Raw genomic sequence first — 16728 nt, 5'->3', positions numbered from 1 at the left:
CTGGCCGGCTTCGGTCTCGGTGTGGCGACTACCCTGGGACTCGTGACTGCAGATCGACAGGCCGAACACGCGTCGGAGTCCGGCGACTCCACTCCCCACACCGGTTCCACAGCACCCGCGAACTCGGTGCTGTACTCCGAGCGACTCTGGGTGCCGATCTGGTGGTGGGCAGCGGGCGCGGCCGTGGCGGTGTTGCTGGCCGCGGAGATCCACATGGGAGCGCCGGGCATCCGTGCCTGGCTGCCCTACGTCGTGTTGCTCCCGCTGATCGCGTGGGCGTTGTTCGCCTTCAGCAGGCTGCGCGTCGAGGTGGTCGCCGGTACGACCGGTGCCGAGTTACGCGTCGGGTCTGCTCATCTGCCACTCGATGTGGCGTCCAAGGCGGCCGTCGTTCCGGCGACAGCAAAAAGTGCGGCGCTGGGAAGGCAGCTCGATCCGCTGGCCTTCGTGCAGCACCGCACCTGGGTGAAGCAAATGGTGATCGTGGTCCTCGACGACCCGAACGACCCGACGCCCTACTGGCTGATCAGCACCAAACGCCCCGAGGAACTGTTGGCGGTCCTGACCGCGCACGGCGTCGAAGCGCGCTGACCTACCGCTCGATCGACGGTCGGAACCGTCGACACAGACCTGACCCGACCGATCAGGTCTGTGCGGCGAGGATCACGCCGCGCAGTCGCGGCACATCAGTACACCGTTGGCGTCGCTGGCCAGTCGGCTGCGGTGATGGACCAGGAAGCAGCTGGAGCAGGTGAACTCGTCGGCCTGCTTGGGAACCACCCGGACCGAGAGCTCCTCGCCGGACAGATCTGCACCTGGGAGCTCGAAGGACTCCGCGGTGTCGGATTCGTCCACGTCCACCACGGCGGACTGGGCCTCGTTGCGTCGGGCCTTCAATTCTTCGAGCGAGTCCTCCGACACATCGTCGGATTCTGTTCTTCTCGGTGCGTCGTAGTCGGTTGCCATTGTCTTCGTACCCCTCATCTTCGTGCGTGTGTGTGGTGGAAGCTGCCGATGTGTTCGGCTTGTGGCCGTCGGCTGTGAAGAGGGCGCTTGCTCGCTCCCACCGATGTTCGTATCTGTTCACAATCGTTCGTCGTCGCGCGGTGCCCGAAACTACACCGGATAGTTCCCAGAACTCGCCGGTTGAAACCCGATCGAGACCTCGCTCACCTGATCGATGGTGCACCGGCGTCCGATTCTCGAAGCACCGCGGCCGCCAGACAATAGCCGAAGCCGGTCACAAAGCAGAAACCGAACCGCCGACGAGTCCATCACCTGGGTGCACGCCGCATCAACACCGGGATGGGCAGCTTCATTCCGCGCTTCACAGAACACTTCCCGACGCCGGTTTCGAGCTCCGAATCGGGCGTCACGCACTGGATCGGAGGAGGGTCCGGCCGAGTGTGCCGTCCTCGCGCACCCCGGCCATCTACAGTAGGCACCGCGTCGGTGTGAACCGACTCTGCGAACCGGTCTCGGCGACTGCCGACGGAAAGGCGAAGATCACTGTGGTTTCTCTGATCACCGAAGGCCATTCGGTCGACGGTCGAGGTCGTCCGTTCCGTCGACGCCGCGCATTTCCGATCATCGCGGTCTTCGCCGTGCTGGCTCTGCTCGGAGTGCTGGTGTGGGTCAAGGTGTTCACCACCTCCGAGGCCACCTCGGCAACCGCCGAATGCAATGTGCCCACCACCGCCGCCGCAACGGACGGTACACAGCCGGTACCACTCGGCGAGGAAGTGGACCCGACGACACTGCTGGACGTCGAACCTGCTGCCCTGTCCGCATCGAAGGTGCGTGTCTTCAACGCGAACGGTGAGCGCGGACAGGCCGCTCTGGTGGCGGCCCAGCTCATCGATTACGGCTTCGCCAGCGCACCGGACGTCCAGGTCGGCAACGATCCGGTCTACGTCGATCAGAACATGCAGTGCCAGGGCCAGATTCGGTTCGGCCCGGCCGGGCTGGCGGCAGCGAGTGCGGTGTCGCTGATCGCGCCGTGCGCCGAACTCATCGAAGATGCCCGCACCGACGACTCGGTCGATCTGGCACTCGGTACCTACTTCAGCGAGATTCAGCCCAACGACGACGCCGAGGAAGTGTTGCGCACGCTTGCCGGTGCCGCACCCGGTGCCGCGCCTGCGCCACTCGATTCCGACCTGCTCTCGGCAGCACGCGAATCGCGTTGCTGACGCAGTAGCGCCGCGTCAGCCGGGAATCGGGTCGAGGGCACCCGCGCTGCGCAGTACGGCCACGAAGGCGTCCGCGATCCCCGGGGCCGTCGCCACCGTCACCGCACCCTGCGCACTGGTGCTGTTGGCAGCGGGCAGCCTGATCATCGCGCCTGCCTCGGCTGCGATCAGGGCACCCGCCGCCCAATCCCACGGACTGAGCCCGTGTTCGAAGTGAGCGTCCACCACTCCGGACGCGACCATGCACAGATCGAGCGCGGCCGAACCGATCCGGCGGATGTCGCGCACCTGAGGCAGCAGTTCGGAGATGATCGCGCCCTGCACCGCGCGACGCCCGGATCCGTAGCCGAATCCGGTGGCCAACAACGTCATCGACACGTCGGTGACACCGGAACAGTGCAGCTGCTCCTGGGTGCCGTCGGCTCGCTCCACCGTCGCCCCACGCCCCAGAGCGGCCGAGTAGACGAGCTCGCGGGCAACATCGATCACGGCCCCCGCAACACTGACACCGTCGATCTGGACCGCGACCGAGACCGCGTACGCCGGGATTCCGTACATGAAGTTCACGGTTCCGTCGATCGGGTCCAGCACCCATCGCACGCCGTCGAGCGAGTCGTCCTCGCTGCCTTCCTCTTCGCCGAGAATCGCATCCTCCGGCCGCAGCTGCGCCAGCATCTCGCGGAGGACTCTCTCGGTTTCGGTGTCCACTACAGTCACCGGATCGGTCGGCGTGCTCTTGGAGTGCACCGCGCCGTCACCCTCGCTCGAATCGCCGCCGAAGACCTCGGGGCGACGACGCCTGACATGCTCGGCGGCTCGCGTCGCGACCCGTACGGCGACCTCGCGCAGCACGTCCACCTCGCGCGTGTTCGATCCCTCTGCTGCCACCTGCTCTTCCGGCAATTGTGTACTGGCGGTGTCGGTCTGCGATCCGTCTGGTTTCGGCACGCGTACATCGCAACACACACCGACGTCCGAGCACCACCGCAGTGACCGCCGGTGACGTCACCGTCCCGCGAACGCCGAAACGCACTATTGTTCGGAGGCGACGGCACCACACGGATTCGATCACGCCAGGAGCGGCATCCACATGACACAGGCAGGTTCGGACAACACCACCGCTGCGGCAGCGCGCCACGGGTTCGGCGTCGATGTCGGCGGCAGCGGCATCAAGGGCGGCATCGTGGACCTGAGCACCGGAGAGCTCGTCGGCGACCGCTACAAGATCGAGACGCCGCAGCCGTCGACCCCCGATGCCGTCGCGCGCACCGTGGCCGAGATCGTCGCGCACTTCGAGTGGACCGGCCCGGTGGGCGTCACACTGCCTGCAGTGGTGACCAACGGTGTCGCTCGCTCGGCCGCCAACATCGACAAGTCCTGGATCGACACCGACGCCCGCGCGCTGTTCGCGGACGCCATCGGCACCGAGAACGTCACCGTGCTCAACGACGCGGATGCGGCCGGCGTGGCCGAGGACAAGTACGGCGGCGGCAAGGGCAAGGACGGCGTCGTGGTGCTGTTGACGTTCGGCACAGGGATCGGTTCGGCCGTGCTGCACAACGGAGTTCTGCTGCCCAATACCGAATTCGGCCACATGGAGATAGACGGCAAGGAAGCCGAGCATCGTGCGGCGTCGTCGGTGAAGGAGAATCAGGGGCTGTCCTACAAAGAGTGGGCCAAGGAGGTCTCGAAGGTTCTCGAGACGTTCGAGGCGCTGCTCTGGCCGGATCTTTTCATCGCCGGCGGCGGTATCAGCCGCAAGAGCGAGAAGTGGATTCCGCATCTGACCAACCGCACGCCCGTGGTTCCGGCAACCCTGCTGAACACTGCCGGGATCGTCGGTGCCGCACTCGCAGCGGACTCCGCCGTAGCCTCAGCCGAGACCGGTACGTCCGCGGGATCGCCGGACTGACACGCGGGTCGCCACCTGCGTAGGGCGAGGGTCGGTAACAAACTCCTGAGAGGTCGTTACAATGGTGTGTGCCGGTACGCAGCCGGCCGAATCCGAAGACCTCTCCGCCGGAAACAACTCTGGCGTGACGCCGCACGACTTCGTCACGAAAGGGCGTACGTGGCAGCCACCGATATCCGTCAGACCGTAGATTCCGAAACCGAGTCTGCGACACCTGCACCTGCTGTCAAGGCACCCGCTGCGAAGGCACCGGCGAAGAAGGCACCCGCCAAGCGCGCCGCAGCCAAGAAGGCACCGGCGAAGAAGGCCGCAGCAAAGAAGACAGCAGCAACATCCGCGTCCGGGGACGACGCCGACGAGAGCACTCCCGGGATCGAAGACATCGACATCTCCGAGGGCGATCTCGCCGCTGCCGCCAACGATGTCGTCGAGGTGGTCACCGCCGGTGACGATACCGAGGAAGACGCCACCACCGAGCCGACTGCCGAGGACAAGGCGTCCGGCGATTTCGTCTGGGACGAAGAGGAATCCGAGGCGCTGCGCCAGGCCCGCAAGGATGCCGAGCTCACCGCGTCCGCCGACTCCGTCCGTGCCTACCTCAAGCAGATCGGCAAGGTCGCACTCCTCAACGCAGAGGAGGAAGTCGAACTGGCCAAGCGCATCGAGGCCGGCCTGTTCGCGGTCGAGAAGATGCGCGAGTCCGCGGAGAAGGGCGAGAAGCTTCCCGTTGCGCAGCGTCGCGATATGACGTGGATCTGCCGCGACGGCAACCGCGCCAAGAATCACCTCCTCGAAGCGAACCTTCGACTCGTCGTCTCCCTCGCCAAGCGCTACACCGGCCGTGGCATGGCTTTCCTGGACCTCATTCAGGAAGGCAACCTCGGTCTGATTCGCGCGGTCGAGAAGTTCGACTACACGAAGGGCTACAAGTTCTCGACGTACGCCACGTGGTGGATCCGACAGGCGATCACCCGGGCCATGGCCGACCAGGCCCGCACCATCCGTATTCCGGTGCACATGGTCGAGGTCATCAACAAGCTCGGGCGCATCCAACGCGAGCTGCTCCAGGATCTGGGTCGCGAACCCACTCCCGAAGAGCTCGCGAAGGAAATGGACATCACGCCGGAGAAGGTGCTGGAGATCCAGCAGTACGCGCGTGAGCCGATTTCGCTCGACCAGACCATCGGTGACGAGGGCGACAGCCAGCTCGGTGACTTCATCGAGGACTCCGAGGCAGTCGTTGCCGTGGACGCCGTGTCGTTCACGCTGCTCCAGGATCAGCTGCAGTCGGTTCTGGAGACGCTGTCCGAGCGCGAGGCAGGCGTGGTTCGTCTGCGATTCGGCCTCACCGACGGTCAGCCCCGCACCCTCGACGAGATCGGCCAGGTCTACGGGGTCACGCGCGAGCGGATCCGTCAGATCGAGTCCAAGACCATGTCCAAGCTGCGTCACCCGTCGCGTTCTCAGGTGCTGCGCGACTACCTGGACTGATTCGTTCGCTCCACCTCGTACAACGACCGCCGATCACTGTGATCGGCGGTCGTTGTTCTCTGCTGTCTGGATGCCGTCACACCTGCGGTACCCCGAATGTTCCGTCCGGCCCCGGCCGATAGTCGAGCACCGCCGTGACGGCCGCGATCGGCAGCGGTCCGTACAGGTGCGGGAAACGCATGGACTCCGGATCGGTCGGCACCCCCGGTTCCCATCGAACGGGTGCCGCCAGACGAGCCGGATCCAGGCGCAACAGAACCAGATCCGTGCGGCCGGAGAACAGCCGATTCGCGGGCAAGTGCACTTGTTCGGGTGTGGACAGGTGCACGAAACCCACGGATTCGTACGAGTCCGGGGTGTAGTCGGCCTGACCACGCATCGCGAGCCACTCCCCTGCCGTACAGATGTGAACGAGGTCGTCCTGCTTGCTGGTCACAGTTCCATTCTGCAGTGTCGAGTGCGGGTCAGGGCGGCGGAATGTCGGCAACGCCCCGATCTCTGCGGCCCGGCAGCCCACCGACCACCACTGCCGCGATGACCGCCACGATTCCGAGAGCCTCGAGAGCCGTCGGAATCTGGGTCAGCACCACAGCACCGACCACCGTCGCCGTCGCCGGGAGCAGAGCCAGCAACAACGCGAAGCGGGCCCGGCCCACTCGTACCAGGACGTACTGATCGAGAACGTAGGGAACCACACTCGACAACAGCCCGACGCCCAATCCGAGAACCCAGATCCGCCAGTCTCCCAACGCATTCGAGTGTGCGGCCGCGAACGGTCCGAACAGCGGAACGGCCAGGAGTACGGACGCGATTGCGAACCCGGCAGCCATGTCGTCGAGCCCCTGGCCTGCGTCGGCAACCGACTTGCCCAGCACGATGTAGGCAGCCCACAGGGCCGCCGAGCCCAGTGCGAACGCGATCCCGACCAGCCCCACCTCGCCGCCCTCGAACTGCGCGGAGGCGATGGCTCCGACGCCGGCCACCACCAGGAGCAGCGCGCACACATCAGCGGGCTTTCTGGACCCTGCAGCTGCGACCGCGATCGGCCCGAGAAACTCGATGGCCACCGCGGCACCGAGCGGCAGCCTGGCGATCGCCTCGTAGAACATCGCGTTCATGCCGATCGTCGCACCACCGAACGCGGCGGCCGTGATCGCCCGGCGCACGGTCCACGCGCCGCCGGTGCCTGCCCGGTGCCGCCACGGCCGTCGCCAGAGCAGCAACACCAGCGCCGCCCCGAACCCACGCAGCCACGCCACCGCGGCCGGATCGACGGTGTCGAACAAGAACACACCGATCGCCGCACCGACGTACATGCACACCGCGCCGATCACGAACAGCGACGGAATACCCAGCTTCGATGCGCCGGAGAGCGAAGTAGAAGTCGAAGCCACACAGGGGACCCTACTGCCGCGACTCGCCGCGAACACCGATCAGCTCTCAGCGAACACTGTCGACGACGTTCCAGCTCGTGAGCCATGTTTCGTGTTAGTGACAACACAAAGAAACGCGCTCGGGAACAACGCGTGACCGCCATACGTCTGACAGAGTGAACGAACCGCGCCATACCGACGCGGCGGACCGGCCCCAGGCGAACGGGACAACCCGCAAGCCAGTACGGAGGAGTCATGCCCGGAACACTGACCAGCCCAGAATTGACAGCAGCGGACCGGTGCGACCGGTGCGGTGCAGGGGCTCGCGCGCGTGTCGTGCTCTCGACCGGTGGAGAACTTCTCTTCTGCGGTCACCACGCCACCGAACACGAAGCCCGCTTGCGTGAACTGAACGCAACGGTGATGACCGAATCGGACTCCACGGTGTAACCCACCGACGCGTCGGGGGAAACAGGTTCGCCACGATCGACGAACAACACGAAGAAGACGGACGGTCACAAGACCGTCCGTCTTTTTCGTGGCCGGATCCGCCAGGGATCTCTACATCTTCCGCAACTGCGCGATTCGCTCGCCCAACTGATCGGCCGACGCCATCGCCGTCGGCGGGCCACCACAGATACGTCTCAGATCGCCGTGAATCACCCCGTGCGGCTTCCCGGTGCGGTGGTGGTACACCGCAACCAAACTGTTCAATTCACGCCGCAGACCGGCCAACTGGCCCGCACTGGTTGCCCTGTCGTTGACGACTGCAGGCGCCGGAACCGCGGGGCCGGCAGCCGGCTTGTCGATCTGCTCCTGCTGGCGCTGGCGCAGTAGGTCGCGCATCTGCGTCGCGTCGAGCAAACCGGGCAGACCGAGATAGTCGGCTTCCTCGTCGCTGCCCGAGAACGTCGCGGTACCGAACGAGGAACCGTCGTAGATCACCTGGTCGAGTTCCGCATCCGCGCCCAGCGAGGTGTATGCCTTCTCTTCCTCGCCCAGTTCGTCCTTCTGCTTGTTGGCGTCGGCCAGCAACTCGTCGTCGAAGCCGTCCTTCTCCCGGTGCGGCTTACCGAGGATGTGATCGCGCTGCGCCTCGAGCTGCGACGCGAGATCCAACAGCACCGGTACCGACGGCAGGAAGACGCTCGCCGTCTCCCCCTTGCGCCGAGACCGCACGAAGCGACCGATGGCCTGCGCGAAGTACAGCGGGGTCGACGCGCTCGTCGCGTAGACGCCGACGGCCAGACGCGGAACGTCGACCCCCTCGGACACCATGCGAACGGCAACCATCCACCGCTGGTCGCTCTTTCCGAACTCGGCGATGCGAGCCGAGGACGTGGGGTCGTCCGAGAGCACGATCGCCGGCGTCTCCCCCGTGATCACCTCGATCAGCTTCGCGTAGGCCCGCGCCACCGTCTGATCGGTTGCGATCACCAGACCGCCTGCATCGGGCATTCCGCCTGCACGCAGTTGCGCGAGCCGCGTGTTCGCCGCCAACAGCACGGCGGGCATCCAGTCACCCTGCGGATCCAGTGCGGTGCGCCATGCCCTCGCGGTCTGTTCGGCACTGAGCGGCTCACCCAGCCGCGCGGTGTACTCCTCACCGGCACTGTCCCGCCAGCGCGCTTCACCGGAGTACGCGAGGAACACGACCGGACGGACGACACCGTCCGCAAGAGCATCGGAATAGCCGTACGCGTGATCGGCCTTGGACCGCATCAACCCGTCCTGATCCGGTTCGTAGTTGACGAACGGAATTGGACTGTCGTCGCTGCGGAACGGCGTACCGGTGAGTGCGAGACGTCGGGTGGCGTCTCCGAACGCCTCGCGAATTCCCTCACCCCAGCTCTTCGCGTCGCCGCCATGGTGAATCTCGTCGAGAATCACGAGGGTCTTGCGTGATTCGGTGCGCACCCGATGCTTGAACGGGTGCGAGGCGATCTGCGCATACGTCACGACCACGCCGTGATAGTCGCTCGAGGTCTGACCGGTCGAGTTCGAGAAGCGCGAGTCCAATGCAATGCCGACCCTGGCCGCCGATTCCGCCCACTGGTGCTTGAGGTGTTCGGTGGGCGCAACGACGGTGACCTGATCGACGGTCCGATGCGCGAGCAGTTCTGCGGCCACCCGGAGGGCAAAGGTCGTCTTGCCTGCGCCGGGCGTCGCGACCGCGAGGAAGTCCTTGGGCGAGGCGACGAGATACTTCGTCAGCGCCCGTCGCTGCCACGCGCGCAGCGGCGCTCCCCCGCTCGCGGGAGCGGCAGTCTGCTCGGTGGATGGTGGTGTCGGATCGAACATGTCAGCGCTCACTGGCCGCCGGTTCCTGGCATCGATGTAAATTCCTCGCGCTCTCGATAGCCCTGCAGTGTCCGCGGAGGAGCCTATCGCTCCGCACCGACCGATCCCGCATCGCTGGGGTGAGTCGGATGCGACACGGCGAGTCGGCTGTTAGGCGAAGTCGCCTTTCGTCAGGAATGCTGGAGGAACCATGAGCGAGTCTGCAGGCGGAACTCCACCACCGGAACGGTTGTCGGCGAGAAGGCCGATACACGCGGTGTGGAAAGTGACTCTGCGCACTCTGAGCAAAGCGTGGGACGACTCGATCTTCAGCAAGGCAGCAACGGCCGCGTTCTGGCAGACGCTGTCGCTGCCACCGCTGTTGCTCGGTGTGCTGGGCAGTCTGGGACTCGTCGGCGGATGGTTCGGACCCAACACCGTCGAGATCATCGAGTCCAAGATCATCACGTTCAGCAACACCCTCTTCAGCGGCAGCGTCGTGGACCAGATCATCGCTCCGACGGTCAAGGACGTCCTCGCCCAGGGCAGCGGCGAGATCGTGTCCGTGGGCTTTCTGCTCTCGTTGTGGGCCGGGTCGTCTGCGATCTCGACGTTCGTCGACTCCATCGTGGAAGCGCACGGGCAGGCCGACGCGCGACATCCCGTCTGGCAGAGGTTCTTCGCGCTGCTTCTCTACGTGGGTTTCCTGGTGATCGCAGTCTTCGTGCTTCCGCTCGTCGCCCTCGGACCGGTGTACGTGCAGCAGATTCTGCCGGATTCGTGGATCACCGTGGGCAGCGAGGTCATCGACTTCTTCTACTACCCGGCCGTCGGGCTGTTGCTGATCGTCGGTTTGACCACGCTGTACAAGGTGGCCTTGCACACATCGCTGCCGTGGCATCGTCTCCTGGGCGGAGCCCTGCTGGCCGGGGTGTTCTTCATGATCGCGAGCGCGGTACTGCGCCGGTACCTCGGCTGGGTGACGAGCACCGGGTACACCTACGGCGCGCTGGCGACGCCCATCGCGTTTCTGCTGTTCACGTTCTTCCTCGGCTTCGCCATCGTTCTCGGCGCCGAGTTCAACGCAACGATCCAGGAGTTCTCGCCCGCACGGGCAACACGAATGGACCAGATGCGGGAGTGGATCGCGGCGCAGGCCGCTACCGACGACAAGCCGTCGGGACCGGTGACCGCTGTCGCCCGACGGCTGGCCACGGGACCGATCAAATTGGCGGGAGACCGTACCCGGCCGGAACGCCCCGACCCGATCGCCGAGTAGGTCCTCACTCGCCTTTCTTCAGGCCCTCGTAGACCTTCTTGCAGTCCGGGCACACCGGTGATCCGGGCTTCGCGGATTTGGTGACGGGAAACACCTCACCGCACAGCGCGACGACGTGCGTACCCATCACCGCGCTCTCGGCGATCTTGTTCTTCTTCACGTAGTGGAAGAACTTCGGCCGGTCGTCCTCGGTGGTTTCGTCCGGTGCGATATCGGGACGGTCCTTCGTCTGAGTGCTCATGAACACAGATTAATCCGTGCATCCACAGCGAGGGGTAACCGGTTCCACAGCTCGTCGTATGCATTCTGTGAGCGGTAGTGCCACAGTGGAGGTATGACGAGAACCCCAGGGTTCGACGGCGGCGCGTACAGCGACTCGCCGGATGGGCCTGTCCTGATCACCGAGGCACAGCAGTCGGTCGAAGAACAACACAAAAAGCGTGTACGCAAGTACATGTTCATCATGTCTTTCCGCATCCCGGCGTTGGTGTTGGCTGCCATCGCCTACGGAATGTGGATGAATCCGTGGATCTCCATGGCGATCGTCGGAGCGTCCATTCCACTGCCGTGGATGGCGGTGCTGATCGCCAACGATCGGCCGCCCCGCACCAAGGACGAGATGAGCCGGTACGACTACCGGACCGTGGACAAACCGCAACTGGAATCGAGCAACCACCGGGTGATCGAACCGGGCGACGACTGACGCACCGGCTGTCGCCGATGCGACACTTGCGTCGTGACCGCACCGAATTCCCCGTCCCCGCTCGTCGTCGCCTGCTCCGATCTTCGTGAAGCCTTCGAGCGGGCGGGGTACGACGCCGACGGCGTTCTGACGCTGCTCGGCGACGACGCCCACGCTGCCCTCGGTCGCAGCGAGCCGGTGCCGGTACGCAACGCCAGTCGGGACGGGGGTGCGCTGGGCGTTCTGGTGCGACTGTTCCTGCTCGTCGACGACTGCCCCGAGTCCGACGTCGCTGACGCCATCGCCCCACTGACGGTGGCCGACGCGGTTGCAGCCGGGATACTCACCCGATCCGGATCGACAGTGCGGACAGTGCTCGACATTCGACCGCTCGACGCCGGACATGGAACTCGGTGGATCGTCTCGGATCCGGACGGCAGCATGCGCGCCGCCGAGACCGCCACCGACCACGTGCTCGGCGTAGGGCAGGCCTCGTTGTCGCTGTTGCGAGGAACGCCCACGTCCGCGGTGACAAGCGTTCTCGACGTCGGTACCGGCTGCGGCGTCCAGGCCGTACACGCGTGCGGCTACGCCGCGCAGGTGACCGCGACCGACATCAGTCCGCGATCGATGGACCTCGCGGCGGCGACGATCGCGCTCAACGGTCTCGACATCGAACTGCTGCACGGTTCGTGGTTCGAGCCCGTGGCCGGGCGTCGATTCGATCGCATCGTCGCCAATCCGCCCTTCGTCGTCGGCCGCGCCGAAGTGCAGCACTCGTACCGCGATTCCGGCCTCGATCTCGACGGAGCGAGCGCTCTGATGATCGGCCGGGCCCCGGACCACCTGACGCTCGGCGGTACCGCTGCCATCCTGGGCTCGTGGGTGCACGTCCGCGGTGAGGACTGGCGTGCGCGGGTGGCGTCGTGGCTGCCCGCGCACGGAATCGACGCCTGGGTCGTCGAGCGTGACGTCGCCGATCCCGCGCTCTACGTGGGCACGTGGATGCGCGACGGCGGGCTCGATCCCCGCGATCCCGACGCGGCCGCGGTGGCACAGTCCTGGCTCGACCACTTCGCCGCCGCCGACGTGGAGGGAATCGGCTTCGGGTTCGTCTACCTCCGGAGAACGGATGCGCCGACCGATCTTCTCGCCGAGGAGCTCACCCACGGCTTCTCCGACCCACTGGGCAACGAATCGATCGAGTACTTCGCGCGGCTGAACTGGCTGCGGGAGCACGACATCCTCGACTCGGTGCTCACTCTCGACCCGAACACCGCACTCGAACGCGTCTACCTTCCCGGCGACGAGGGCTGGGCTCCGGTGGCGGTGCGGGTCCATCGCGGAAACGGGCCGCAGTGGCAGCACGACGTCGACGAACTCGGTGCGGCTCTGCTCGCCGGGCTGCGACCCGATGGCCTACCGGTCGGTGAACTGGTGGAGTTGCTCGCTGCTGCGCACGACGAGGACGCCGAGGAACTGGCCGTGCATGCGGTGACGATGATGCAGGGGCTCGTCCGGCACGGCCTGGTTCTGCCGGCTCGATGAGTCCCCGACATCGCCCCGGGAGAGCGACCGTTCCCGGCGGCGTCACTTCTCAGCAACTTCTCAGGACGAACATGACGTAATCCCTGGTCACGCGGGTATCACCAGGATCGGCGTGGGAACTTATCGGAGTCTCCCGAGCGTTGAACCTGTGAGACACCACCGACCAGGAGGCAAGTCATGACCAGCCCCAGCACCACGATTCGTCCACGGCCCACCGATGCCGATCTGGACGCCCAGAGCCCAGCAGCCGATCTCGTTCGCGTGTACCTCAACGGCATCGGCCGCACCGCGTTGCTGACGGCTGCCGAAGAAGTCGATCTGGCCAAGAGGATCGAGGCTGGTCTCTACGCGAAGCAGGTTCTCGAGAACACGAAGCGGCTGAGCGCAGTCAAGAAGCGCAACCTCGCCATCATCGTTCGCGACGGCAGTGCTGCACGCAGCCACCTGCTCGAGGCGAACCTTCGCCTGGTCGTGTCTCTCGCCAAGCGCTACACCGGCCGCGGTATGCCCCTGCTCGACCTGATCCAGGAGGGCAACCTCGGGCTCATCCGCGCGATGGAGAAGTTCGACTACGCCAAGGGCTTCAAGTTCTCGACCTACGCGACGTGGTGGATTCGTCAGGCCATCACCCGCGGCATGGCAGATCAGAGCCGCACGATCCGGCTGCCCGTCCACCTGGTCGAACAGGTCAACAAGTTGGCCAGGATCAAACGTGAGCTGCATCAGCAGCTCGGCCGCGAGGCAACGGACGAGGAACTGTCGAGCGAATCGGGTATCGCGGTGGAGAAGATCGCGGATCTGCTCGACCACAGCCGTGACCCGGTCAGCCTGGATATGCCGGTCGGCAGCGACGAGGAAGCCCCTCTCGGCGACTTCATCGAGGATTCCGAGGCGACGTCCGCCGAGAACGCCGTCATCGCCGGACTGCTGCACAGCGACGTCCGTGTCGTTCTCGGCACTCTCGACGAGCGGGAGCAGCAGGTCATCCGTCTGCGCTACGGCCTGGACGACGGACAGCCCCGCACCCTCGATCAGATCGGCAAGCTCTTCGGGCTCTCCCGAGAGCGGGTCCGTCAGATCGAGCGCGAGGTGATGGTCAAGCTTCGGCAGGGCGACCGCGCCGAGAAGCTGCGGTCCTACGCAAGCTGACCCCGACCACCGACCGGTGGAGCAGCGGTGATCACCCCTGTTCGCGCCACCTCACGCGGTAGCCGAGCCGACGTTCCCTCCCCCTCGGGACGTCGACTCGGCTGCCGCTTTCGTGGCCCGTCCGTTCAGCGCAGGCGACGCGGACCCAGGTCGGCTTTGGTGGGCTCCGGCCCGATGCGGACCCGGGCGTCGGTGATCTGCGCACCGTCGGCGGAAGCCAGAACCGGCTCGCACGAGATCTCGCGAATGTCCGCGATGTCTTCTGCCAGGGCAGAAACTCGCTGAACGAGGTCGATCAGGGCATTTTTGTTGACGGGCACCGCATTGCGATATCCGGACAGCAGCGGAGCCGCCTTCGGCGCATCGATGAGCTGCGCGGCCTCGTCCTCGGTCAGCGGCAGCACCCGGTAGGCACGATCGCCCAACAGATCCGAGATCACCCCGGCCAGACCGAACGAGATGAGCGATCCGAACGACGGGTCGTCCTGTACGCGTACGACGCAGCCGATTCCCTTGACCGCCATGCGCTGAACGTGCAGTAACGGCTCGCCCGAGTCCGCCGCCAGATTCCGATACGCCACCCGCACCGCCGAGGCGTCGGCCATGTCCAGGCGCACTCCGCCGAGATCCGGCCGGTGCCGCCACCGCTCGCCGGTCGCCTTGACCGCTACCGGGTATCCCAGTTCGTCTGCTGCGGCGACGGCCTCGTCCTCGTCGGTCACGGTCCGAAAGGCCACGACGTCGAGGCCATAGCAGCCCAGCAGTTCTGCGGTCTCGAAATCCGAGAGCCACCGTCCGTGACTGCCCGCCGACCGCCATCCCTCGACCAGGTGCTTGGCACGTTCGGAGTCGATGCTCTTGGGACGGACGAGATTCGACACCGGCCGCGAACGCCACGACGAGTACCGCCACGCAGCAGCCAGCGCCGCAACGGCCCGCTCCGGACTCGAGTACGACGGCACCGAACCACGGACGGGGTGCCCACCCGGTCCGCGGACCGCCAGGACGTCGGGAATGCCCTCGGTGGCGAGGAACGTCGAGAGTACGGGCTTGTCGGATCCACGGACGGCGTTGCCGAGCGCGGCCGCGAACGGTTCGACCTCGACCGCGACCGGTGGCACGAACACGACGATCACGGCATCGATGTCGGATGCGGCCAGCGCCGACGACACGGCCGCGGCGAATTCCTCGGGTCCCGCCTGCGGGCCCACATCGGTCGGCGTACTCGCATGCAGGCCCTTGGCTCGCGCCGCGTCCACTGCCAGCACACCCAGAGCCGTCGAATTCCCCACCACGGCAACCCTCGGGCCGACCGGAAGAGGCTGATTTCCGAACAGGACGGCGCAGTCGAAGAGTTCGGAGATGGTGTCGACCTGGATGACTCCGGCCTGCGCGAACAGTGCGCGCACGATCGAATCATCGATGTCGGCACCGATGGCATGTGCGGGTGGCACGGCCCCGCGGCCGCTCTTGACCGCGATGATGGGCTTGCTGCGCGCCACCCGTCGGGCGATCCTGGTGAACTTTCTGGGATTACCGAAGCTCTCGAGGTACAGCAGGATCACCTCGGTGGCCGGGTCCGAATCCCAGTACTGCAGTAGGTCGTTTCCGGACACATCGGCGCGGTTTCCGGCCGAGACGAACGTCGACAGTCCCAGCCTGCGGTTGGCGGCCTCGTCCAGAATCGCGATACCCAGGGCGCCGGACTGACAGAAGAACCCGACGTTGCCCGGAGTGGGCAGATGCGGAGCCAGAGTGGCGTTCAGGCCGAACTCGGGATCGGTGTTCGCCACACCGAGCGCGTTGGGGCCGATCAACCGCATTCCGTGCGCCCTAGCGGCGAGCACAAGCCTGCGCTCGCTCTCCTGCCCTGCAGGTCCGGTCTCGCCGAATCCACCCGACACCACCAGCAACGCTTTGACGCCCTTGTCGAGGCAGTCGTCGAGTACCGCGTCGATCGCATCGGCCGGTACCGCTGCGATCGCCAGATCGACCGGATCCGGAATGTCGTGCACCGTGGCGTAGGCGCGGACCCCGCGAACCGAACGATGGTCGGCATTGACGGGATAGACCGGGCCGGTGAAGTTGCCCGCCAACAGATTCGCGAGAACGGCGTTGCCCACCTTCGAGCTGTCCGTCGATGCTCCGATCACGGCCACCGATCGTGGGCTGAGCACGTTGCGCACACTGCGGGCCTCGGCAGCACGCTCACGCGAATTGCGCACCGACAGCAGAGCTTCGCTGGGGTCGATGGCGAACTCCAGTCGCAGCACGCCACCCTCGAAGGACCTGCTGACCTGATAACCCGCTTCGCGGAAGACGGTGACCATGTTCCGGTTCTCGGCGAGCACCTCGGCGACGAACATGTTCACCCCGTTCTCGGCGGCCGCTCCCGCAAGGTGTTCGAGCAGGATCGGCCCCAGCCCGCGGCCCTGGTGCGCGTCGGCGACGACGAAGGCGACCTCGGCAGAATTGCCGTCCCCCTCGGGCAGTCGTTCGTACCGGCCGACCGCGATGATGTCGTCACCGAGCACCGCGACGAACGCCACCCTGTCGTGGTGATCGACCGTGGTGAAGTTGAGCACGTCACGCTGGGGCATCGTGGGGTAGGGACCGAAATATCGCAGGTATCTCGTCCGCTCGGACAGCCGCCCGTGGAACGCCACGATCCGCTCGGAGTCCGACGGGACGATGGGACGCAGGTGCACCACACCGCCGTCGGAGGTCAGAACGTCGGCAACCCAGTGCTGCGGAAAGGATGTCTCCGCTCGCTCTCTGGCCAGGTCCTTGCCGCTCGGGTCCGACGCCGCAGCGGCCGGCTC

At 65.9% G+C, this 16728-nt stretch carries 16 protein-coding genes; 9 read left to right on the top strand and 7 right to left on the bottom strand.

Annotated features, from left to right (window positions below; translation table 11 throughout):
* Positions 1–126: 126 nt before the first annotated feature.
* Positions 127–591 carry a DUF3093 domain-containing protein gene (locus R4P57_RS04520; RefSeq protein WP_317801720.1) on the top strand — a complete coding sequence of 155 codons (465 nt, stop codon included), beginning with the start codon at positions 127–129 and terminating at the stop codon, positions 589–591.
* A 72-nt stretch (positions 592–663) separates the two neighbouring features.
* Here R4P57_RS04520 and R4P57_RS04515 read toward each other — a convergent pair whose 3' ends face one another.
* Positions 664–966 (bottom strand): DUF4193 domain-containing protein, encoded by a 303-nt coding sequence (locus R4P57_RS04515; protein ID WP_027496891.1) that lies wholly within the window; start codon positions 964–966, stop codon positions 664–666.
* Positions 967–1511: 545 nt separating this feature from the next.
* Between R4P57_RS04515 and cei the strand changes: the two genes are divergently transcribed.
* Complete coding sequence (gene cei, locus R4P57_RS04510; protein ID WP_317801719.1) at positions 1512–2192, top strand: envelope integrity protein Cei; 681 nt, start codon at positions 1512–1514, stop codon at positions 2190–2192.
* Positions 2193–2207: 15 nt separating this feature from the next.
* Here the strand turns inward: cei and R4P57_RS04505 are convergent, their stop codons facing one another.
* A complete protein-coding gene (locus R4P57_RS04505; RefSeq protein ID WP_411742301.1) occupies positions 2208–3095 on the bottom strand; it encodes an inositol monophosphatase family protein in 888 nt (295 codons plus the stop codon).
* Positions 3096–3282: 187 nt separating this feature from the next.
* On the opposite strand from R4P57_RS04505, the gene ppgK reads away from it, so the two are divergent.
* Both ppgK and R4P57_RS04495 read left to right on the top strand, forming a co-directional pair.
* On the top strand, positions 3283–4104 hold the full coding sequence (ppgK, locus tag R4P57_RS04500) for a polyphosphate--glucose phosphotransferase (protein WP_317801607.1): 822 nt from the start codon (positions 3283–3285) through the stop codon (positions 4102–4104).
* Positions 4105–4263: 159 nt separating this feature from the next.
* Positions 4264–5595 carry an RNA polymerase sigma factor gene (locus R4P57_RS04495; protein WP_317801606.1) on the top strand — a complete coding sequence of 444 codons (1332 nt, stop codon included), beginning with the start codon at positions 4264–4266 and terminating at the stop codon, positions 5593–5595.
* A gap of 76 nt (positions 5596–5671) precedes the next feature.
* Here R4P57_RS04495 and R4P57_RS04490 read toward each other — a convergent pair whose 3' ends face one another.
* A complete protein-coding gene (locus tag R4P57_RS04490) occupies positions 5672–6031 on the bottom strand; it encodes a DUF952 domain-containing protein (protein WP_411742289.1) in 360 nt (119 codons plus the stop codon).
* Between the two features lie 28 nt (positions 6032–6059).
* Positions 6060–6989: an EamA family transporter gene (locus R4P57_RS04485; protein WP_317801605.1), complete on the bottom strand. Its 930-nt coding sequence runs from the start codon at positions 6987–6989 to the stop codon at positions 6060–6062.
* A 234-nt stretch (positions 6990–7223) separates the two neighbouring features.
* On the opposite strand from R4P57_RS04485, the gene R4P57_RS04480 reads away from it, so the two are divergent.
* Positions 7224–7418 (top strand): hypothetical protein, encoded by a 195-nt coding sequence (locus R4P57_RS04480; protein ID WP_317801604.1) that lies wholly within the window; start codon positions 7224–7226, stop codon positions 7416–7418.
* 111 nt (positions 7419–7529) lie between these two features.
* Here R4P57_RS04480 and R4P57_RS04475 read toward each other — a convergent pair whose 3' ends face one another.
* On the bottom strand, positions 7530–9269 hold the full coding sequence (locus R4P57_RS04475; protein WP_317801716.1) for a DEAD/DEAH box helicase: 1740 nt from the start codon (positions 9267–9269) through the stop codon (positions 7530–7532).
* A gap of 190 nt (positions 9270–9459) precedes the next feature.
* Here R4P57_RS04475 and R4P57_RS04470 point away from each other — a divergent pair, with 190 nt between their 5' ends.
* Entirely contained in the window at positions 9460–10527 is a 1068-nt protein-coding gene (locus R4P57_RS04470) for a YihY/virulence factor BrkB family protein (protein ID WP_317801603.1), read from the top strand.
* A 4-nt stretch (positions 10528–10531) separates the two neighbouring features.
* Here the strand turns inward: R4P57_RS04470 and R4P57_RS04465 are convergent, their stop codons facing one another.
* Positions 10532–10768: a DUF3039 domain-containing protein gene (locus tag R4P57_RS04465; protein ID WP_042939664.1), complete on the bottom strand. Its 237-nt coding sequence runs from the start codon at positions 10766–10768 to the stop codon at positions 10532–10534.
* A 93-nt stretch (positions 10769–10861) separates the two neighbouring features.
* Here R4P57_RS04465 and R4P57_RS04460 point away from each other — a divergent pair, with 93 nt between their 5' ends.
* From R4P57_RS04460 to R4P57_RS04450, 3 genes are all read left to right on the top strand, one after another.
* Complete coding sequence (locus R4P57_RS04460; protein WP_317801602.1) at positions 10862–11230, top strand: DUF3099 domain-containing protein; 369 nt, start codon at positions 10862–10864, stop codon at positions 11228–11230.
* Positions 11231–11263: 33 nt separating this feature from the next.
* A complete protein-coding gene (locus R4P57_RS04455; RefSeq protein ID WP_317801601.1) occupies positions 11264–12757 on the top strand; it encodes a class I SAM-dependent methyltransferase in 1494 nt (497 codons plus the stop codon).
* A gap of 177 nt (positions 12758–12934) precedes the next feature.
* A complete protein-coding gene (locus R4P57_RS04450) occupies positions 12935–13906 on the top strand; it encodes a sigma-70 family RNA polymerase sigma factor (protein ID WP_032377730.1) in 972 nt (323 codons plus the stop codon).
* A 125-nt stretch (positions 13907–14031) separates the two neighbouring features.
* On the opposite strand, the gene R4P57_RS04445 is transcribed toward R4P57_RS04450, so the two are convergent.
* Positions 14032–16689: a GNAT family N-acetyltransferase gene (locus R4P57_RS04445; RefSeq protein WP_317801715.1), complete on the bottom strand. Its 2658-nt coding sequence runs from the start codon at positions 16687–16689 to the stop codon at positions 14032–14034.
* Between the last annotated feature and the right edge of the window lie 39 nt (positions 16690–16728).

The organism is Rhodococcus sp. IEGM 1330, from assembly GCF_033142445.1.
Taxonomy (GTDB): Bacteria; Actinomycetota; Actinomycetes; order Mycobacteriales; family Mycobacteriaceae; genus Rhodococcoides.
This window is presented reverse-complemented; position numbering and strand designations above follow the sequence as displayed.

Coding starts and splice junctions, on each gene's coding strand:
- R4P57_RS04515 (WP_027496891.1), bottom strand. CDS start 966: ATGGCAACCGACTACGACGCACCGAGAAGAACAGAATCCGACGATGTG.
- ppgK (WP_317801607.1), top strand. CDS start 3,283: ATGACACAGGCAGGTTCGGACAACACCACCGCTGCGGCAGCGCGCCAC.
- R4P57_RS04480 (WP_317801604.1), top strand. CDS start 7,224: ATGCCCGGAACACTGACCAGCCCAGAATTGACAGCAGCGGACCGGTGC.
- R4P57_RS04475 (WP_317801716.1), bottom strand. CDS start 9,269: ATGTTCGATCCGACACCACCATCCACCGAGCAGACTGCCGCTCCCGCG.
- R4P57_RS04470 (WP_317801603.1), top strand. CDS start 9,460: ATGAGCGAGTCTGCAGGCGGAACTCCACCACCGGAACGGTTGTCGGCG.
- R4P57_RS04465 (WP_042939664.1), bottom strand. CDS start 10,768: ATGAGCACTCAGACGAAGGACCGTCCCGATATCGCACCGGACGAAACC.
- R4P57_RS04460 (WP_317801602.1), top strand. CDS start 10,862: ATGACGAGAACCCCAGGGTTCGACGGCGGCGCGTACAGCGACTCGCCG.
- R4P57_RS04450 (WP_032377730.1), top strand. CDS start 12,935: ATGACCAGCCCCAGCACCACGATTCGTCCACGGCCCACCGATGCCGAT.